Here is a 15341-nt window from a genome sequence, read left to right on the forward strand (position 1 = left end):
TCCCCTCACTCCGCCGCCAGCTGCTGTGCGATCGACTCGCGCGAGGGATGGCGGCGCACCTCGTGGGTGACCCCGTCGGCCACGAAGTGGAAGGCGGTGCGGATGCGCGACAGCGGCAGGCCGGTGCGCTCGTGCCAGGCCAGCCGGTACAGCGAGAGCTGCAGGGCGCGCTGCCGCAGCGGGGCGGGTCGGGGCACCCGGCCGGTCTTCCAGTCCACGATCATCACGCCCTCGCTGCCGTCCGTGCCCTCGGGATCGGCGAAGACCGCGTCGATGACGCCGCGCACCGCGATCTTCCCGATCCGGGTGTGGACGGGCTGCTCGACCGCGAGCGGGGAGCGCTCGGCCCACTGCGAGGCGGCGAAGGCCTCGCGCAGGGCGCGGTCGTCGAGCCCGGCGACGGCCGTCCCGTCCGTGTCCTCGAGGTCCAGCAAGTCCTCGAGGTCCAGCAGGGTCGCGCTGTCGTAGCGGGACTCCAGCCAGGCGTGGAAGGCGGTGCCCCGCGCGGCGGCCGCGGAGGGCTGGCGGGGCAGCGGGCGCAGCAGCTCCAGTGCCGCATCCCGGGGGCTGCGGGCCTGGTGGACCACTTGGGACGCCGACAACCGCGGCGGGGAGTGGACCACGGGCGGGGCGGCCTGCTGCTCGAGGTCCACGACCGCGCGCCGCACCAGCTCCGCGAGCTCGGGATCCGCCGGCTCCCCCTCCTGTCCGGCGACGGCGGCGAGCAGCTCCGCCGCCCGGGCCCGGGCCTGCTCGCTCTCCCCCGGGGCCGGGGGCCAGGACGCCTGGGGACGCTCGCTCTCCAGCGGGTTGTGCTCGGGGACCTCCTGCACGGTGCGGAACGCTTCGGGCACCAGCTCGGTGACCTCGGCGAGATAGCGGGAGCGGGGCCGGGCGGAGGCCAGCCCGCTGCGCCAGGCGGCGGAGGTCAGCAGCAGGCGGCTGCGGGCCCGGGTCACTGCGACGTACATCAGCCGGCGGTCCTCCCGCAGCGACTCTTCCCCCTGGGCGAAGCGGTACTCCTGGATCAGGGACTCGGCATCGACCTGCGTGTCGGCTTCGGCCCAGGCCAGCTCCGGCAGGGTCTCCGCGTCGCCGCGCAGGGCGGTGGGGACCGCGGCGGAGGCGAGCTTGCCGAGCCAGCCGTCGGCCGGGACCCGCACCCGTCCGGACTCGTCGGTCTTCGCCCGGCGCAGGTCGTAGGAGGGGACGCTGCCCTCGGTGAGACCGGCGACCGCGACCAGATCCCATTCCAGGCCCTTGGCCGAGTGCAGGGTGACGATCGTGACCGCGGCGGGATCGAGGGAGGCCTCGGGAACCGCGGTGACGGCGAGCCCGGCCTCCTCGTCCTCGCTGATCTCGAGCAGGTCGAGGTAGGCGCCGAGCCCGCCGCGGCGGGCGGTGCGGTCGAAGGCTGCGGCATGGTCGCGGAAGGCCTCGAGGTCGGCGAGCGCCCGGGAGTCCGGTTCCTGCTCGAGCAGCGCGAGGTCCACCTCCAGCAGCCGGGTCGCGGCGGTGACCAGGTCCGGCAGCGGCAGCGGCAGCAGGCGGCGCAGCTCCCGCAGGATCTGCTGGACCTGCGCCAGCCGCTGCCGGCCGGTGGCGGACAGTCCGCGGCCGGAGGGATCGGTCCAGTCCGCGGGCGGGAGGTCGTCGACCGCGTCGACCAGCGAGACCGTCTCGGCCTCGTCCTGACCGCCCGGCGTCTCCCCCTCCCGGCGCAGCCGGGAGGCCATCCGGTCGCGCCAGCGGCCCAGCACCGCGAGGTCCCGGGCCCCGAGACGGAGTCGGGGTCCGGTCAGCAGGCGCATCAGGGCGTCACCGCGGCCGGGGTCGTGGGCGCACTCCAGCAGCGCGCGGACATCCGCCACCTCGGGGCGGTGCAGGAGCCCGCCGAGCCCCACCACTGCGACCGTGAGACCGCTCGCCTCGAGCCCCTCGACCAGCGCGGGGATCTGCCGGCGGGCCCGCACCAGCACGGCGGCCGAGGCCGGCGCAGCGTCCTCCTCCTGCTCCGCGCGGCGGGCGCGGACCCAGCGGCCGATCGCGAGCGCCTCGGTGCGCTCGTCGGCGGCCTCGACGATCTCGCAGGCGCCCTCCCCCGCCCCGGGTCGGGGCTGCAGCTCGGGAATGGTCACCTCGGAGTCGGCGCTGCGCAGCGGGCCGGCGAGTCGGTTCGCGACGGCGAGGACCGCCTGGTCGTTGCGCCAGGAGGTGGACAGGGTGCGCTGCAGGACGCTCTGCTCCTCGGTGGCGAAGGCCGCGGCGAAGCCGGCGAGGGAGGCGGCCGAGGCCCCGCGCCAGCCGTAGATCGCCTGCTGCGGGTCGCCGACGGCGCAGGCGGCGTGGCCGGGGCCGAAGAGGTCGGTGAGCATCTGCAGCTGGGCGACGGAGGTGTCCTGGAACTCGTCCAGCAGCACCACCCGGTGCATGCGACGGGCCAGGGAGCCCGCGGCGGGCACCTCGCGCGCCACCCGGGCGGCGAGGGAGACCTGGTCCGCGAAGTCCAGGGCGGAGGACTCGGTGCGGATCTCGGCGAACCGTTCCAGCAGCGGCAGCAGCGCGAGCCGTGAGTCGAGCGCGCCGAGCACCTTCGCGACCTCCTTGGGGGTGGTGCGGCGCTTCCCCTCGACCTGCAGCGGGATCTGGGAGAGGTGGTCGCGAATCTCGCGCAGGTGCGCGGCCAGCCGGTCCGGGGCGACGAGGTGGTCGGCCAGCGATGAGGAGAGGGAGAGCAGGGCGGCGGTGAGGGTCGCCGGGGACGCCTCCAGGTCCAGGGAGTCGTCCCAGCCCTCGACGATCTCGTGGGCGAGCTGCCAGGAGGCGGAGGTGGACATCATCGTCAGCTCGGGGTCGATGCCGACGGCGAGCGCATGCTCCCGCACCAGGTCCAGGGCGAAGCCGTTGTAGGTGTGGACCAGGGGCCGCTGCCCCACCAGGTCATCACCCCCACGCTCGAGGCCGCGCGGCAGGGGCAGGCCCTCGGCCCGCAGCGCGGCGGCGAGGGTGCCCAGGCGCGCGCCGATCCGCTCGCCGAGCTCGTGGGCGGCCTTGCGGGTGAAGGTCAGGCCCAGCACCTGGCGGGGCTCGACGATGCCGTTGGCGATCAGCCACACCACGCGGGAGGCCATGGTCTCGGTCTTGCCGGACCCCGCCCCGGCGACCACCAGCATCGGGGCCAGGGGCGCCTCGATGACGGCCACCTGCTCCGCAGTGGGCGGGGGCTGCTCGAGCAGGGCGGCGAGAGAGTCGGCCGAGTGGGCAGGCCGCTCTGCGGGACGGGCCGCGATGGGGCCCGGAGGGGTGGGGCGGGGGCTCACAGCTGGTCTCCTTCGGGCTGCAGGGGGCAGCTGCTGCGCACGGCGCAGTGCGTGCAGTGGGCGTTGACGCGTGCAGTGACCTGATCACCGGAGACCTCGCGGGAGACCTGCTGGACGAGATCGTCGAACCAGTCCGAGTCCTCCGCCCGGGTGAGGGCTCCCTGGGTGCGCACCGCGGCCTTCTTCCCCCCGGTGCCGATGAAGACCAGCTCGGCGCCGTTCAGCCGGTCGGGGGCATCCGGTCCCAGCTGCTCGGTGAGGGCGCCCTCGCGCACCGCGGCCTGGTAGGCGGCCAGCTGCAGGTCCTCCTCGGCCTTCGCGGCGGATTTGGCGACGCGGCCGGACTTGAGGTCCACCACCCGCAGCCCGGTGGTATCGCCCTCGATGCGGTCGATGCTGCCGCGCAGCTGCACCCTCCCCAGCGTCACCTCGAAGGGGGCTTCGACGGCGAGCGGCTCCCCGGCGCTGCGCAGATATTCGGAGAGCAGTCGGGCGGCGTCCTCGGCGCGGCGCACGCGGCGCCGGCCGGACCAGGTCTCGGTGCCGGGCACGGTGCGCAGCAGGGTGTGCAGCTCCTCCAGCAGGTCCTGTTCGCCGCCGGGCGGGCCGCTCGGATGGACCTGGGCGAGGTGGTGCAGAGCGGTGCCGATGAGCTGGGCGGGCCCGCCGCTGCGGGTGCCGCCTGCGCGCTCCATCAGCCAGGACTGGGGGCAGTCCACGGCCCGTTCCAGCGCCGAGGGGGAGAGCCGGATCGGGGTGTCCACCTCGTGCAGGGGCGCGGTGGAGCTGGGCTCCTGGTGGTACCAGCGGGCTGGATCCGTGCCGGGGGCGCCGGCCCGGGCGAGCGCCTCCAGGGCCAGGGCGGCGTCCCGGGCACCGGTGGGATCCTCCTCGCGCAGCCGCCGGCGCAGCGCCGCGACCAGGCGGCGGGCGTCCGGGGCGGGGCCGGGGTCCCGGCGCAGGGCCTCCAGAGTGATCCAGGGCTCGGCAGGAGGGTCCCCGGGCTCGGCGAGGGTGGCCAGCTCGGCGAACGCGTCGAAGAGGGCGGAGGGCGCGCTCTGCTCGTCCTGGACCGCGGTGACCAGCACGCGGTGCCGGGCACGGGCGAGAGCGCTGACGGCCAGGCGCAGCTCGTCGGCGATCACCTGCTCGCGCTGGAGGGCGCGCAGGGCATCCGGCTCGGGCGGGAGCTCCGCACCGCGCCGGGCCCCGGCCCGCAGGGACAGCTCGGCGGCGCCGAACAGCGTCGAGCGCAGCCGCAGATCCGGCCAGGCCCCCTCCTGGAGGCGGGCGAGGACCACGGTGTCGCGGTGGTCTCCGGCGAGCTGCGCGGGGGTGAGCACGGCGATGCGGCCGCGAGCGGCGGCGGCCGGTGCCAGAGTGTCCTCGACCACTGCTTGGGAGCGGACCTGCTCGACGAGATCCAGGGCGCCGGCCCCGGGCCGACGATCCGTCAGGCGTTCCGCGGCGGCGAACAGCTCCAGCAGCGCGTCGAGCCGGGACGCGGCGAGGCGCGAGCGGGCGCCGTCCACATCTCCGGCGGCCCCCAGGGCGGCGCGTCGCCAGCCCGCTGCCAGTCCCGAGGCGTCCCAGGCCTGCCAGAGCACCAGCTGTGCGTCGGCCTCCCGGTGCTCGCGCACCGCGGCGATCATCTCCCGTATCCGGTGCACGGGCGCGGCGGCGCGGTCCCGGGCATCGGCCGCAGGCAGTCCCGGCACCTCCGGTTCGACCAGCGCCCGGGCCAGCAGCTGCTCGCTGCTGGTCCCGCTGTCGGGCTCGGCGGCGCGGTGGGCGCTCAGCAGCAGGCGGCGGATGCGGCGCAGGCGGAGGGTGTCGGCGTCGCCGAAGGGACCGCGGAGGAGCTCGATGGCGGCCCGGGCATCGAGCGGTGCGGCCGGCGGGGCCAGCCCGATCTCGAGGATCGTCAGCAGATCGGCGATCGCGGGCACCTCGCGCAGCGGCTGGGGACGGTGCGGGATCCGCACCGGCAGGCCGGTGCGGGCGAGCAGGTCGGCGAGATCGGCGACCGCGGCACCGGAGCGGCACACCACCGCCATCTGGTCGTAGTCGACCTCCTCGCGGTGGTGGAGGTCGCGCAGGGCGGAGCCGATCAGCCGCGCCTCGTCCAGCGGGTCCTGGGCCCGCAACGCCACCAGCGCGCCTTGGCGTGCGGCCCGGGGGCGGCGCACCTCCGCGGGGGCGCCCGCCAGGGGCAGCCGTCCCCGCAGCGCATCGACCGCGGCGGTGAGGCCCTCGACCTGCGCATGCGCTCCGGTCAGCACGATGCTATCGGCAGAGCGCGGGAGGGCCTCGCGCAGGCGGTCGGCGGCGTCGGGCAGGGCGCCGCGGAAGGTGTCCACCGCGGCGTCGGGGCAGCTGCACACCAGCACCCGGGCACCGGTGGCGGCGAGCGCGAGGACCAGGTCGACGCCGGCGGCGGTGAGGTCCTGGGCGTCGTCGACCACGACGGCGCGGAAGCGTGGGGGCGTGGCCGGGTCGGCGAGCAGATCCGCGGCCCGGCGCACGAGGGCGCCGGAGTCCAGACGCGGCCCGGCATCCAGGGCGGCGGAGGCCTCGAGGTCGAGCACCCCGAGGTAGTCCCGCAGCAGGGCGGCGGCGTCGAGCCAGGCGGGCCTGTCGTGTGCGCGCCCGAACGCTTCGAGCTCGGTGGGGCCCAGTCCGAGCTCCGCCGCTCGCGTGATCAGGTCCCGCAGCTCGGTGCGGAAGCTCGGCAGCAGGCGGGCACCGGGGTCGATCTCCAGGTGCCAGCGCTCGCGCTGCGCGATCAGCTCGGCGAGCAGTGCGTCCTGCTCGGCGCCGGTGACCAGGGTCGGCGCACCCAGGCCGCGGCGCAGTGCGTCGGCGCGCGCGATCGCGTGCCCGAGGGCCGGCGGGGTCATGGCGCGCACCTCGCCCGTGCCGTGCACGGCGAGGGCGTCGCGCAGACGTCCGGCCGCGGCGCGCCGCGGAGCCAGCAGCAGCGTGCCCTCCCCGGACGCCTCGGCCGCGGTCAGGGCGAGCGCGGTGCGGCCGCTGCCGGGCCCGCCGTGGACGATGACATCGCTGCCGGTGAGGAAACGGTCCAGGGCGGTGCGCTGAGCGTCATCGAGGTCCTCCGCACGATGCAGGGCGGGCAGCGCCGCGAGATCGGGTCCGAGCAGACGGATCCCCTCGCCCGTGGTCGTGCCCGTCCCTCGCATCCCCCTATTCCACCCCACCGCACCGACATCTGCTGGCCTCGGCTCCGGCGGGCCGCGGCGGTAGAGTGTCCGGGATCACGAGGATCCTGACTTCTGCCCCGCAGTGCTCTCCTCACGCTGCGATCGGATTCGGAGGCTGACGCCATGTCCATCCCATCCACGGCCAGGATGCCGCGGGCACAGCGCCGGGCGCAGCTGCTCGAGCTCGCCATCCGGGTGTTCACCGAGAAGGGCTTCCAGGCCACCTCCATGGACGACATCGCCGCTGCCGCCGGTGTCACCAAGCCCGTGCTGTACCAGCATTTCGATTCCAAGGAGAAGCTCTACGTCGAGGTGCTCGACGTCATCGCGACCTCGATGATCGACGAGGTCCGCACGATCGGCGAGGGCGCGGGGGACACGATGACCCGCGTGCGTGCGGGCCTCCACCGCTTCTACGAATTCGTGGCGCTGGACAACTCCCTGCGGCTGTTCACCGGTCACGAGCTGATCTCCGAGCTCGTGCAGCAGAAGGTGGTGACGGTCCTGGACCGGATGGCGATCGAACTGGCCGGGGTGCTGACCGCCTCGCGGCACATCAGCGCCGAGGAGTCCCGGATCCTCGGCCGAGGGGTCATCGCCGTCACCCAGACCACTGCGCAGCTGCTCCAGGGCGCCGCGGACGAGGCGGAGCGCGAGTCGATCCTCGACACCATGACCACCACGGTCGTGCACGGCCTGACCGGCTTCGCGCCGCGGGAGAACGCCCGGATCTCCGGCGTTGTGCTGGCGGCGGACGACGTCTCCGCCCCGGCCGGGGACGCGTAGACTCCCCGGAGCACTGCAAAGAACGTCCCCGCCCCCGGGGCGGAGGAAAGGTCAGGTCATGGAGATCCGTATCGGCATCCAGCACTCCCCTCGCGAGATCGTGATCGAGTCCGAGGAGAAGTCCGAGGCGCTGATCGAGCGGCTGAGCGGCGCGATGGCCGACGGCTCCCCGGTCGCTCTGGTCGATGACAAGGGCCGCACCGTGCTGGTCCCCGGTGCGAAGGTCGCCTACGTCGAGGTCTCCACCGAGGAGCCTCGACGCGTCGGCTTCCTCGGCTGAGACCCCGGTGACCTCGCACGAGGGCCGCTCGCCGCAGGATGCCGCCCCGCCGCCGGAGGGCGGCGCGGCGGAGAGCGACCGCGCGGCGGTCCACGATTCGACGGTCCAGGACTCTCCCACCCGGCACCGGCGCCTCCGGCGTCGGCTCCGGCAGCGTCGCCTGCGATGGCTGCACGTCACCACCACGGCCGTGGTGGCGGTGCTGGGGGCGATCGTGGGCCTGCTGCTGGTCCCCGCGACGACGGTCGAGGTGGGCCCGCTGACCGCGAGCGTCCACCTCCGCCCCTCCCTGTCCTCCCAGACCGTGCTGCTGCTCCCGCCGGTGGGCGAGGTCGCCTTCGACTCGCACACCGCGCCGGTGCGCATCGAGGCCCGGGTCAAGAGCGTCGACGTCGAGCAGGCGGAGGCGCTGTTCTACGCGGACTCCGGCTTCGCCGAGCTGCAGCGGACCGCGCCGGAGACCCTGGCGAGCGCCGCGGCGAAGAACGCCGCGCTGAACGCCCTGTTCGCCGCCGCCGGTGCCGGTCTCGCCGTCGGCCTGACGTTCCGTCGGGTACGGCGCGCGCTGCTCGCCGGCGGCGGCGCGGTCGCCGTGGTGGGCGCCTCGGTGGCCACCACCTCCGTGACCTTCTCCCCCGCCTCCCTGGACCAGCCGAAGTTCGAGGGGCTGCTCTCCCAGGCCGCGTACATCGCGGACCTCGGCCATGGGACGGCCATCGACTACAGCAGCTATCGCGACACACTCGCCGAGTTCGTGGGCCAGGTCTCGGCGCTGTACATCGCCGCGGACTCCTTGCCGGTGGGGCTGGACCAGGAGAACGTCATCACGGTCCTGCACGTCTCGGACATCCACGACAACCCGCAGGCCTACGACGTCATCGACCAGCTGCACACGCAGTTCGCGATCGATGCGGTCGTCGACACCGGCGACATCGTCTCCTGGGGCACGCCGCTGGAGAACGAGCTGCTGCGCCGCATCGGCACGCTCGACGTCCCCTATGTCTACGTCGGCGGCAATCATGACGGCGCCGCCGCCGCGGCCATGATCGAGGCCCAGCCCAACGCCACCGTGGTCGACAACGAGGTGGTCGAGGTCGCGGGGCTGCGGATCGCCGGTATCGGCGACCCGCGCTTCGCGGCCGACGACGACTCGGACGCGGGCGGCTGGCGCGAGGGCGACGCGGCCGTCGACGCCAGCGCCTTCCAGCTGGGCGACACCATCGAGGCGTACGACGCAGCCCATCCCGAGGAGCCGGTCGACGTCGCCCTGTTCCACGACCCGACCCAGCCCGAGGGGCTGCTCGGGCGGGCCCCGCTGGTGCTGTCCGGGCACATGCACACCTCGGAGGTCGAGCTCGATCGCGAAGGCTCCGGCACGGACTGGATGATCGTCGGTTCCACGGGCGGGGCGCTCGCCTCGGGCGGGATCTCCCCGGTGCTGAAGGGCGAGGACCCGCTGGACCTCACGGCACGGATGCTCTACTTCGACCAGGACACCCGCCGTCTGGTCGCCTACGACGACATCGTCATGGGCGGTCTCGGCCTGGTGTCGGTCTCGATCGAGCGCACGCAGATGCCCGATGAGGTCCCGGAGCTCGAGGTCCCCGAGGATGCCGAGACCCCGGAGGGAACGATCCCGCCGGAGCAGGAGGTCGAGCCCGGCGAGGGCCTGCCGGATGAGGACCGCGTCACCCCCACCGATCCCGTCAGCCCGTTGCCGGAGACCCGCGAGCCGATCCCCGCGGGCAGCGACGGCGGCGTCGGCTGAGCCTCCGGCGCCTGCCCGGCCGGACCGATGTCACCTTCTGCACCGTCCGGCAGTCCTGCGACGGGCGCGGGGGCTACGATGGCTGTGCTTATCCATGATCAGAGAGTTGAACGGTGCCTGAATCCACCCCGCACACCGACGAGGCCGTGTCGGCCTCCCCCGCCGTCGAGCAGAGCTCCGGCACCTCCGCACAGCCCGAACAGGTCCAGAGCTTCGCTGATTTCGATGTCCGCACGGACATCGTCGAGGCCCTGGCCGCCAAGGGCATCACCACCCCTTTCCCGATCCAGTCGATGACCCTGCCGATCGCTCTGCGCGGCCGCGACATCATCGGCCAGGCCAAGACCGGCACCGGCAAGACGCTCGGCTTCGGCATCCCCCTGCTGCAGAACTCCGTCGCACCGGGCGAACCGAACCCGAAGGACCGCCCGCTCGGCAGCCCGCAGGCACTGGTGGTGCTGCCCACGCGTGAGCTCGCCGTCCAGGTCGCCCACGATCTGGAGACCGCGTCGGCGAAGCGCCCGATCCGCATCCTCACCGTCTACGGCGGCCGCGCCTACGAGCCGCAGATCGAGGCGCTCGAGAAGGGCGTCGAGGTGGTGGTCGGCACCCCGGGCCGGCTCATCGACCTGATGCGCCAGAAGTACCTGGATCTGTCCCAGGTGCGCACCGCCGTGCTCGACGAGGCCGACGAGATGCTCGATCTGGGCTTCCTCGAGGACATCGAGAAGCTGCTGCAGGCGGTGCCGGAGGATCGACAGACGATGCTGTTCTCCGCCACCATGCCCGGCCCGATCATGGCGCTGGCCCGCCGCTTCATGAAGCAGCCCACGCACATCCGCGCCCACGACCCGAACGACGGTGCCCGCACCAAGGCGGACATCAAGCAGGTCGTCTACCGCGCCCATCAGCTCGACAAGATCGAGGTGATGGCCCGCATCCTGCAGGCTCGCGGCCGTGGTCTGTCGATCATCTTCATGCGCACCAAGCGGCAGGCGGACCGCGTCGCCGGTGATCTGGCCGATCGCGGCTTCGCCGCGGCTCCGCTGCACGGCGACCTCGGCCAGGGCGCCCGTGAGCAGGCGCTGCGGGCCTTCCGCAACGGGAAGATCGACGTGCTGGTGGCGACCGACGTCGCGGCCCGCGGCATCGACGTCACCGACGTCACCCACGTCGTGAACTGGAACTGCCCCGACGACGACAAGACGTATCTGCACCGCACCGGCCGCACCGGCCGCGCGGGCAAGAAGGGCACGGCGGTCACGTTCGTGGACTGGGAGGACCTGGCGCGCTGGGCGCTCATCGCCCGCCAGCTGGGACTGGAGTCCACCGAGGCCCGGGAGACCTACTCGACCTCCGAGCACCTGTTCGCCGACCTCGACATCCCCGCGGGGGCCAAGGGCACGCTCCCCAAGGGCGCCCGCACCCGCGAGGGCCTGGAGGCCGAGGAGCTCGAGGACCTGGGCGGTCCCGACGGTGCCCGCGGCGGCCGGGAGACCGGCCGCAGCAGCCGTGACGGCGGCCGCGGTGAACGCGGCGGCCGGAGCCGCGGCGGCGGACGCGAGGGCCGCGGCGGCCGTGACAGCGGCGGTCGTGGAAGCGGCCGTGACCGGTCCCGCGACGACTCCCCCCGCGGTCGCGACGGGGGCCGTCAGGACGGCGCCACGAGCCCCGGTCCCGCCGCCCGCACCGGCAGCGAGGAGAGCTCGGGCGAGCGTCCCCGCCGCAGTCGGTCCCGCTCCCGCACCCGTCGGGTCCACGGTGAGGTCACCGACGCTCCGCAGAGCGAGACGCAGAGCGCCTCCCGGAGCACGTCGCAGTCGTCGCAGTCCGAGCCGCGGCGCGAGGACTCCTCGGACGAGGGCCGCCCCCGGCGGCGCCGCTCCCGCGGCGGCCGCGGCCGCTCCGGTGGAGCCGCCGGCCCGGGCTCTGCTCCGCAGGAGAGCTGACCGACGGGCTGCGCCGCGGCGCAGCCCGTCCCACGGCACAGTTCAGCGGCTCGTGTCCCGGTCTCCGGGGCACGGGCCGCCAGTGCGTTGCCTCCAGTGGCGCTCAGCCAGCATCCGCACCTGTATACGGGGGCGCATGCTGAGAGCGCGCCCGTGGATGGCATCCTGCTGCGCTGGGGCCGGGCGGAGCACCCGGTCAGGCACGGCGCACCCGATCAGGGCCGGAGGATCCGGGTGCCGCTGGTGGCCCGGGCGGCGATCTCCTCCAGCACCTCCGGGGCGGTGAGGTTCTCCGCCAGCCGGTTCTCCTTGCCGGTGCCGTGGAAGTCGCTGCCGCCGGTGATCAGCAGGTCATGGCTGCGTGCAAAATCCCGCAGCCGGGTCCGCTCGACCTCCCCGTGCTCGCGGTGATCGACCTCGATGCCGTCGAGACCCGCCGCGACCAGCATCTCCAGCAGAGTCAGCGGCAGATCATCGTCCCGGGTGACCGAGCCGGGGTGGGCGAGGACCGAGACGCCCCCGGCCTCCCGGATCGCGCGCACCGCGGACAGCGGTGAGGGAGCGTAGTAGGGGACGTAGTACGGGCCCGAAGGACGCAGGATCTCGGTGAAGGCCGCTGAGCGGTCCGGTACCACCCCCTCCACGACCAGGGCATCCGCGATGTGCGGACGACCGATCACCGTGCTCTCCCCCGCGACCTGCGCCTCCACGTCCGCCCAGCAGACCGGGTGGTCGGCCGAGATCAGCTCCACCATGCGCCGCGCGCGCTCGATCCGCGAGCTGCGGGCGCTGGCCATCTCGGCGGCCAGCGCCGTGTCCGGTGAGGGATCCACCAGCAGTGCGAGCAGGTGCACGCTGCGGTGGTCGTCCTCGCTCGAGACCTCGATGCCGGGCACGGCCGCGACCCCGCTCGCGGCGACCGCCGCGGGGAGCTCCGACCAGCCCGCGACGGTGTCGTGGTCGGTCAGCGCCAGCACGTCGATGCCCGCCGCGGCGGCCTGGGCGAACAGCTCCTGCACCGCGGTCGTCCCGTCGGACCACGAGCTGTGCGCATGCAGGTCGATCCGCTGGGCGGCGCCGGCGTCAGTCCTCTCACTCATACGCCCAGGGTAGACCGCGTCATGAGACCATCGGGGGGTGAGCACCGAGCACAGCACCACCACCGGCAGCAGCGAACGGATGAAGGATCTCGCCTCCCGCGGCGACTCCCGCTCGCAGCGCCCCAGCAACGACGCCTTCCGCGAGTTCATCTCCTCCGGCTGGGACGAGACCGTCCCCGATGCCGAGCGCCGCGAGTCCGCGGACTTCACCCCGGACCGTCGCGATGCGCTGGTGCGCCGTCTGACCGGGACTCGACTGGTGCTGCCGGCGGGCGTGCTGAAGGTCCGCTCCAACGACACCGACTACCCCTTCCGCCCGGATTCTGCCTTCGCGTACTACTCAGGGCTGGGCACCGATGAGGAGCCCGACAGCGTGCTCGTCGTCGAGCCCTCGACCGAGGACCCGACGGTCTCCGAGGCGACGTACTTCTTCCGTCCCCGCGCCGGGTTCGACACCAGCGAGTTCTATGCCGACGCTCGCTACGGCGAGATGTGGGTGGGGCGCCGGCCCACCGTCCCCGAGGCCGCCCAGCGACTGGGCATCGAGGTGCGCCACATCGACGAGCTGCGCGACCACCTCGCCAAGGACGTCGGCGCCCAGCTGTCGCTGACCGTGATGCCGAGCGTGGACGCGTCCGTCGAAGCGATGGTCGAGGAGATCCGCGCACAGAACGGCCTGCCCGGCGGGGACGAGGCCGCAGCGGAGAGCGCCGCCCTGAAGGAGGCCGCGAGCGAGCAGCGTCTGGTCAAGGATGCCTACGAGATCCGCGAGATGCGCAAGGCCGTGGACGCGACCCTGCGCGGCTTCGAGGACGTCATCCGGCATCTGCCGAGCGCCATCGGCCATCCTCGCGGCGAGCGGGTCATCGAGGGTGTCTTCGCGGCGACCGCGCGGGCCGCCGGGAACGGCGTCGGGTACGACACCATCGCGGCCGCCGGCGACCATGCCTGCACCCTGCACTGGACCCGCAACAACGGCGAGGTCACGGCGGACGAGCTGGTGCTGATCGACGCCGGTGTCGAGGTCGATTCGCTGTACACCGCCGACGTCACCCGCACCCTGCCGGTCTCCGGCACCTTCTCCCCCGCCCAGCGGAGGATCTACGACGCGGTGCTCGAGGCCTCCGATGCCGCCTTCGCGGTGGCCCGGCCCGGCCTGCGCTTCCGTGAGCTGCACGCCGCCGCGATGGACGTGCTCGCCCACCGCCTCCAGGAGTGGGGCCTGCTGCCCGGCACCGCCGAGGAGTCCCTGGCCGCCGAGGGCCAGTGGCATCGCCGCTGGATGCCCCACGGCACCAGCCACCACCTGGGCCTGGACGTCCACGACTGCGCCCAGGCCCGCCGCGAGATGTACCTCGACGCGGAGCTGGAGCCGGGGATGATCTTCACCATCGAGCCCGGGCTCTACTTCAAGGAGAACGATCTGCTGGTGCCGGAGGAGCTGCGCGGCATCGGCGTGCGCATCGAGGACGACGTGCTGGTGACGGCCGACGGTGTCGAGAACCTCTCGGCCGCCGCACCGCGCCGGGCGGAGGACGTCGAGCGCTGGATCTCCGAGCTGCAGCGGTGAGCACCAGAGCGCGGCCGCGCTTCTACGCGGCACGGCTGGCCGGCACCGCCGTCTTCGACCCGATCGGAGACGCGGTGGCGACGGTCCGTGACGTGGTGGTCGTGCCGCAGACCCGCAACAGCGCCCGGGCTGTCGGCCTGGTGGTGGAGGTCGGGGGGAAGCGCCGCGTGTTCCTCCCCATCACCCGGGTGACCTCGATCTCCCCGGGACAGGTGATCTCCACCGGGGTGCTGAACGTGCGCCGCTTCGAGAAGCGCACCGGCGAGCTGCTGGTGATCGGCGACCTGCTGGACCGCGCAGTCACCCTCGATGACGGCACCGGGGAGGCGACCGTGCTGGACATCGCCCTGGACCAGGACCGCCATCGGGACTGGAACGTCTCCCGGCTGCATCTGCGCCGACAGCGCCGGGGCGGGTCGCTGAGCCGCCTGGTCTCCCGCGGGGAGACCCTCACCGTCGAGCTGACCGAGGTCTCCGGGCTGTACGGCACGCAGGCCGAGCAGTCCGCGCATCTGCTGGCGGCCTCCTACCAGGACCTGAATCCGGCGGATCTCGCGGAGATCATCCAGGAGCTGGAGCCCAAGCGCCGCATCGAGCTCGCCGGCGAGCTCGCCGACGAACGCCTCGCCGATGTGCTCGAGGAGCTGCCCGAGGACATCCGGGTCGAGGTGGTCACCGGGCTGGACGCCACCCGCGCCGCCGACATCCTCGACGCCATGGACCCCGACGACGCCGCCGACCTGGTCCAGGAGCTCCCGGAGTCCGTCGCCGCCCATCTGCTCAGCCTGATGGAGCCCGAGGAGGCGGAGGACGTGCGCCGCCTGCTCGCCTACGACGAGTACACCGCCGGCGGCATGATGACCACCGAGCCGCTGATCGTGGCGCCGGAGACCCCGGTGGCGCACTGCCTGGCGATGATCAGCCGGGAGGCGATCCATGCCGCCCTCGCCTCCACGGTGCACGTGTGCCGCTCCCCGCTCGAGACCCCGACCGGGAAGCTGCTGGGCATCGTCCACTTCCAGCAGCTGCTGCGAGAGCGTCCCGACCGGCCCGTCGGCGAGATCCTCGAGGCGGACACGGCCGCGGTCGCGCCGACCGTGCCGCTGTCCACCGTCACCCGGGAGATGGCCACCTACAACCTGGTCTCGATCCCCGTGATCGACGGGGACGGTCGCCTGCTGGGTGCGGTGACCGTCGACGACGTGCTGGACCACGTGCTGCCCGATGACTGGCGTGAGCAGGACGAGCCGCCGCCGGCGACCGGCCAGATCGATCTGTCCGAGATCGCCCGGGCCACGGCCCGGGACGCCGAGGATCCCGCCCCGCCCGGTGCGACGAGGGGATGAG

The 15341-nt window shown here is 73.8% G+C and carries 9 protein-coding genes; 6 read left to right on the plus strand and 3 right to left on the minus strand.

Translation table 11 applies throughout. The features are described from left to right. Positions 1 to 5 precede the first annotated feature (5 nt). Positions 6 to 3320, minus strand: coding sequence for a UvrD-helicase domain-containing protein (locus tag ACHUEU_RS03165; protein ID WP_394214440.1), 3315 nt, complete (start codon positions 3318 to 3320; stop codon positions 6 to 8). Next, complete coding sequence (locus tag ACHUEU_RS03170) at positions 3317 to 6520, minus strand: PD-(D/E)XK nuclease family protein (protein ID WP_394214441.1); 3204 nt, start codon at positions 6518 to 6520, stop codon at positions 3317 to 3319. Before ACHUEU_RS03170 ends, ACHUEU_RS03165 begins: the two co-directional genes overlap by 4 nt. A gap of 144 nt (positions 6521 to 6664) precedes the next feature. Between ACHUEU_RS03170 and ACHUEU_RS03175 the strand changes: the two genes are divergently transcribed. The 4 genes from ACHUEU_RS03175 (at position 6665) to ACHUEU_RS03190 (ending at position 11324) form a co-directional block, all read left to right on the plus strand. Next, entirely contained in the window at positions 6665 to 7327 is a 663-nt protein-coding gene (locus tag ACHUEU_RS03175) for a TetR/AcrR family transcriptional regulator (protein ID WP_394214442.1), read from the plus strand. Positions 7328 to 7385: 58 nt separating this feature from the next. Further along, the gene (locus ACHUEU_RS03180; protein ID WP_394214443.1) at positions 7386 to 7607 is read left to right on the plus strand and encodes a DUF3107 domain-containing protein; all 222 of its coding nucleotides are present in this window, start codon (positions 7386 to 7388) and stop codon (positions 7605 to 7607) included. A 7-nt stretch (positions 7608 to 7614) separates the two neighbouring features. Further along, the gene (locus tag ACHUEU_RS03185; RefSeq protein ID WP_394214444.1) at positions 7615 to 9375 is read left to right on the plus strand and encodes a metallophosphoesterase family protein; all 1761 of its coding nucleotides are present in this window, start codon (positions 7615 to 7617) and stop codon (positions 9373 to 9375) included. A 113-nt stretch (positions 9376 to 9488) separates the two neighbouring features. Next, positions 9489 to 11324, plus strand: a complete 1836-nt coding sequence (locus ACHUEU_RS03190) for a DEAD/DEAH box helicase (RefSeq protein WP_394214445.1) — start codon at positions 9489 to 9491, stop codon at positions 11322 to 11324. 215 nt (positions 11325 to 11539) lie between these two features. Here ACHUEU_RS03190 and ACHUEU_RS03195 read toward each other — a convergent pair whose 3' ends face one another. Further along, positions 11540 to 12424: a PHP domain-containing protein gene (locus tag ACHUEU_RS03195; RefSeq protein WP_394214446.1), complete on the minus strand. Its 885-nt coding sequence runs from the start codon at positions 12422 to 12424 to the stop codon at positions 11540 to 11542. 79 nt (positions 12425 to 12503) lie between these two features. Here ACHUEU_RS03195 and ACHUEU_RS03200 point away from each other — a divergent pair, with 79 nt between their 5' ends. Both ACHUEU_RS03200 and ACHUEU_RS03205 read left to right on the plus strand, forming a co-directional pair. Further along, positions 12504 to 13994 carry an aminopeptidase P family protein gene (locus ACHUEU_RS03200; RefSeq protein ID WP_394214586.1) on the plus strand — a complete coding sequence of 497 codons (1491 nt, stop codon included), beginning with the start codon at positions 12504 to 12506 and terminating at the stop codon, positions 13992 to 13994. Next, positions 13991 to 15340 carry a magnesium transporter MgtE N-terminal domain-containing protein gene (locus ACHUEU_RS03205; RefSeq protein ID WP_394214447.1) on the plus strand — a complete coding sequence of 450 codons (1350 nt, stop codon included), beginning with the start codon at positions 13991 to 13993 and terminating at the stop codon, positions 15338 to 15340. The genes ACHUEU_RS03200 and ACHUEU_RS03205 overlap by 4 nt, the downstream gene beginning before the upstream one ends. Position 15341: the final 1 nt, after the last annotated feature.

It is taken from the genome of Brachybacterium vulturis, from assembly GCF_043641765.1.
Taxonomy (GTDB): domain Bacteria; phylum Actinomycetota; class Actinomycetes; order Actinomycetales; family Dermabacteraceae; genus Brachybacterium; species Brachybacterium vulturis_A.

What these genes read in the sequence shown, in the direction of transcription:
- ACHUEU_RS03170 (WP_394214441.1), bottom strand. Translation starts at nt 6,520, where the DNA reads ATGCGAGGGACGGGCACGACCACGGGCGAGGGGATCCGTCTGCTCGGA.
- ACHUEU_RS03175 (WP_394214442.1), top strand. Translation starts at nt 6,665, where the DNA reads ATGTCCATCCCATCCACGGCCAGGATGCCGCGGGCACAGCGCCGGGCG.
- ACHUEU_RS03180 (WP_394214443.1), top strand. Translation starts at nt 7,386, where the DNA reads ATGGAGATCCGTATCGGCATCCAGCACTCCCCTCGCGAGATCGTGATC.
- ACHUEU_RS03195 (WP_394214446.1), bottom strand. Translation starts at nt 12,424, where the DNA reads ATGAGTGAGAGGACTGACGCCGGCGCCGCCCAGCGGATCGACCTGCAT.
- ACHUEU_RS03200 (WP_394214586.1), top strand. Translation starts at nt 12,504, where the DNA reads ATGAAGGATCTCGCCTCCCGCGGCGACTCCCGCTCGCAGCGCCCCAGC.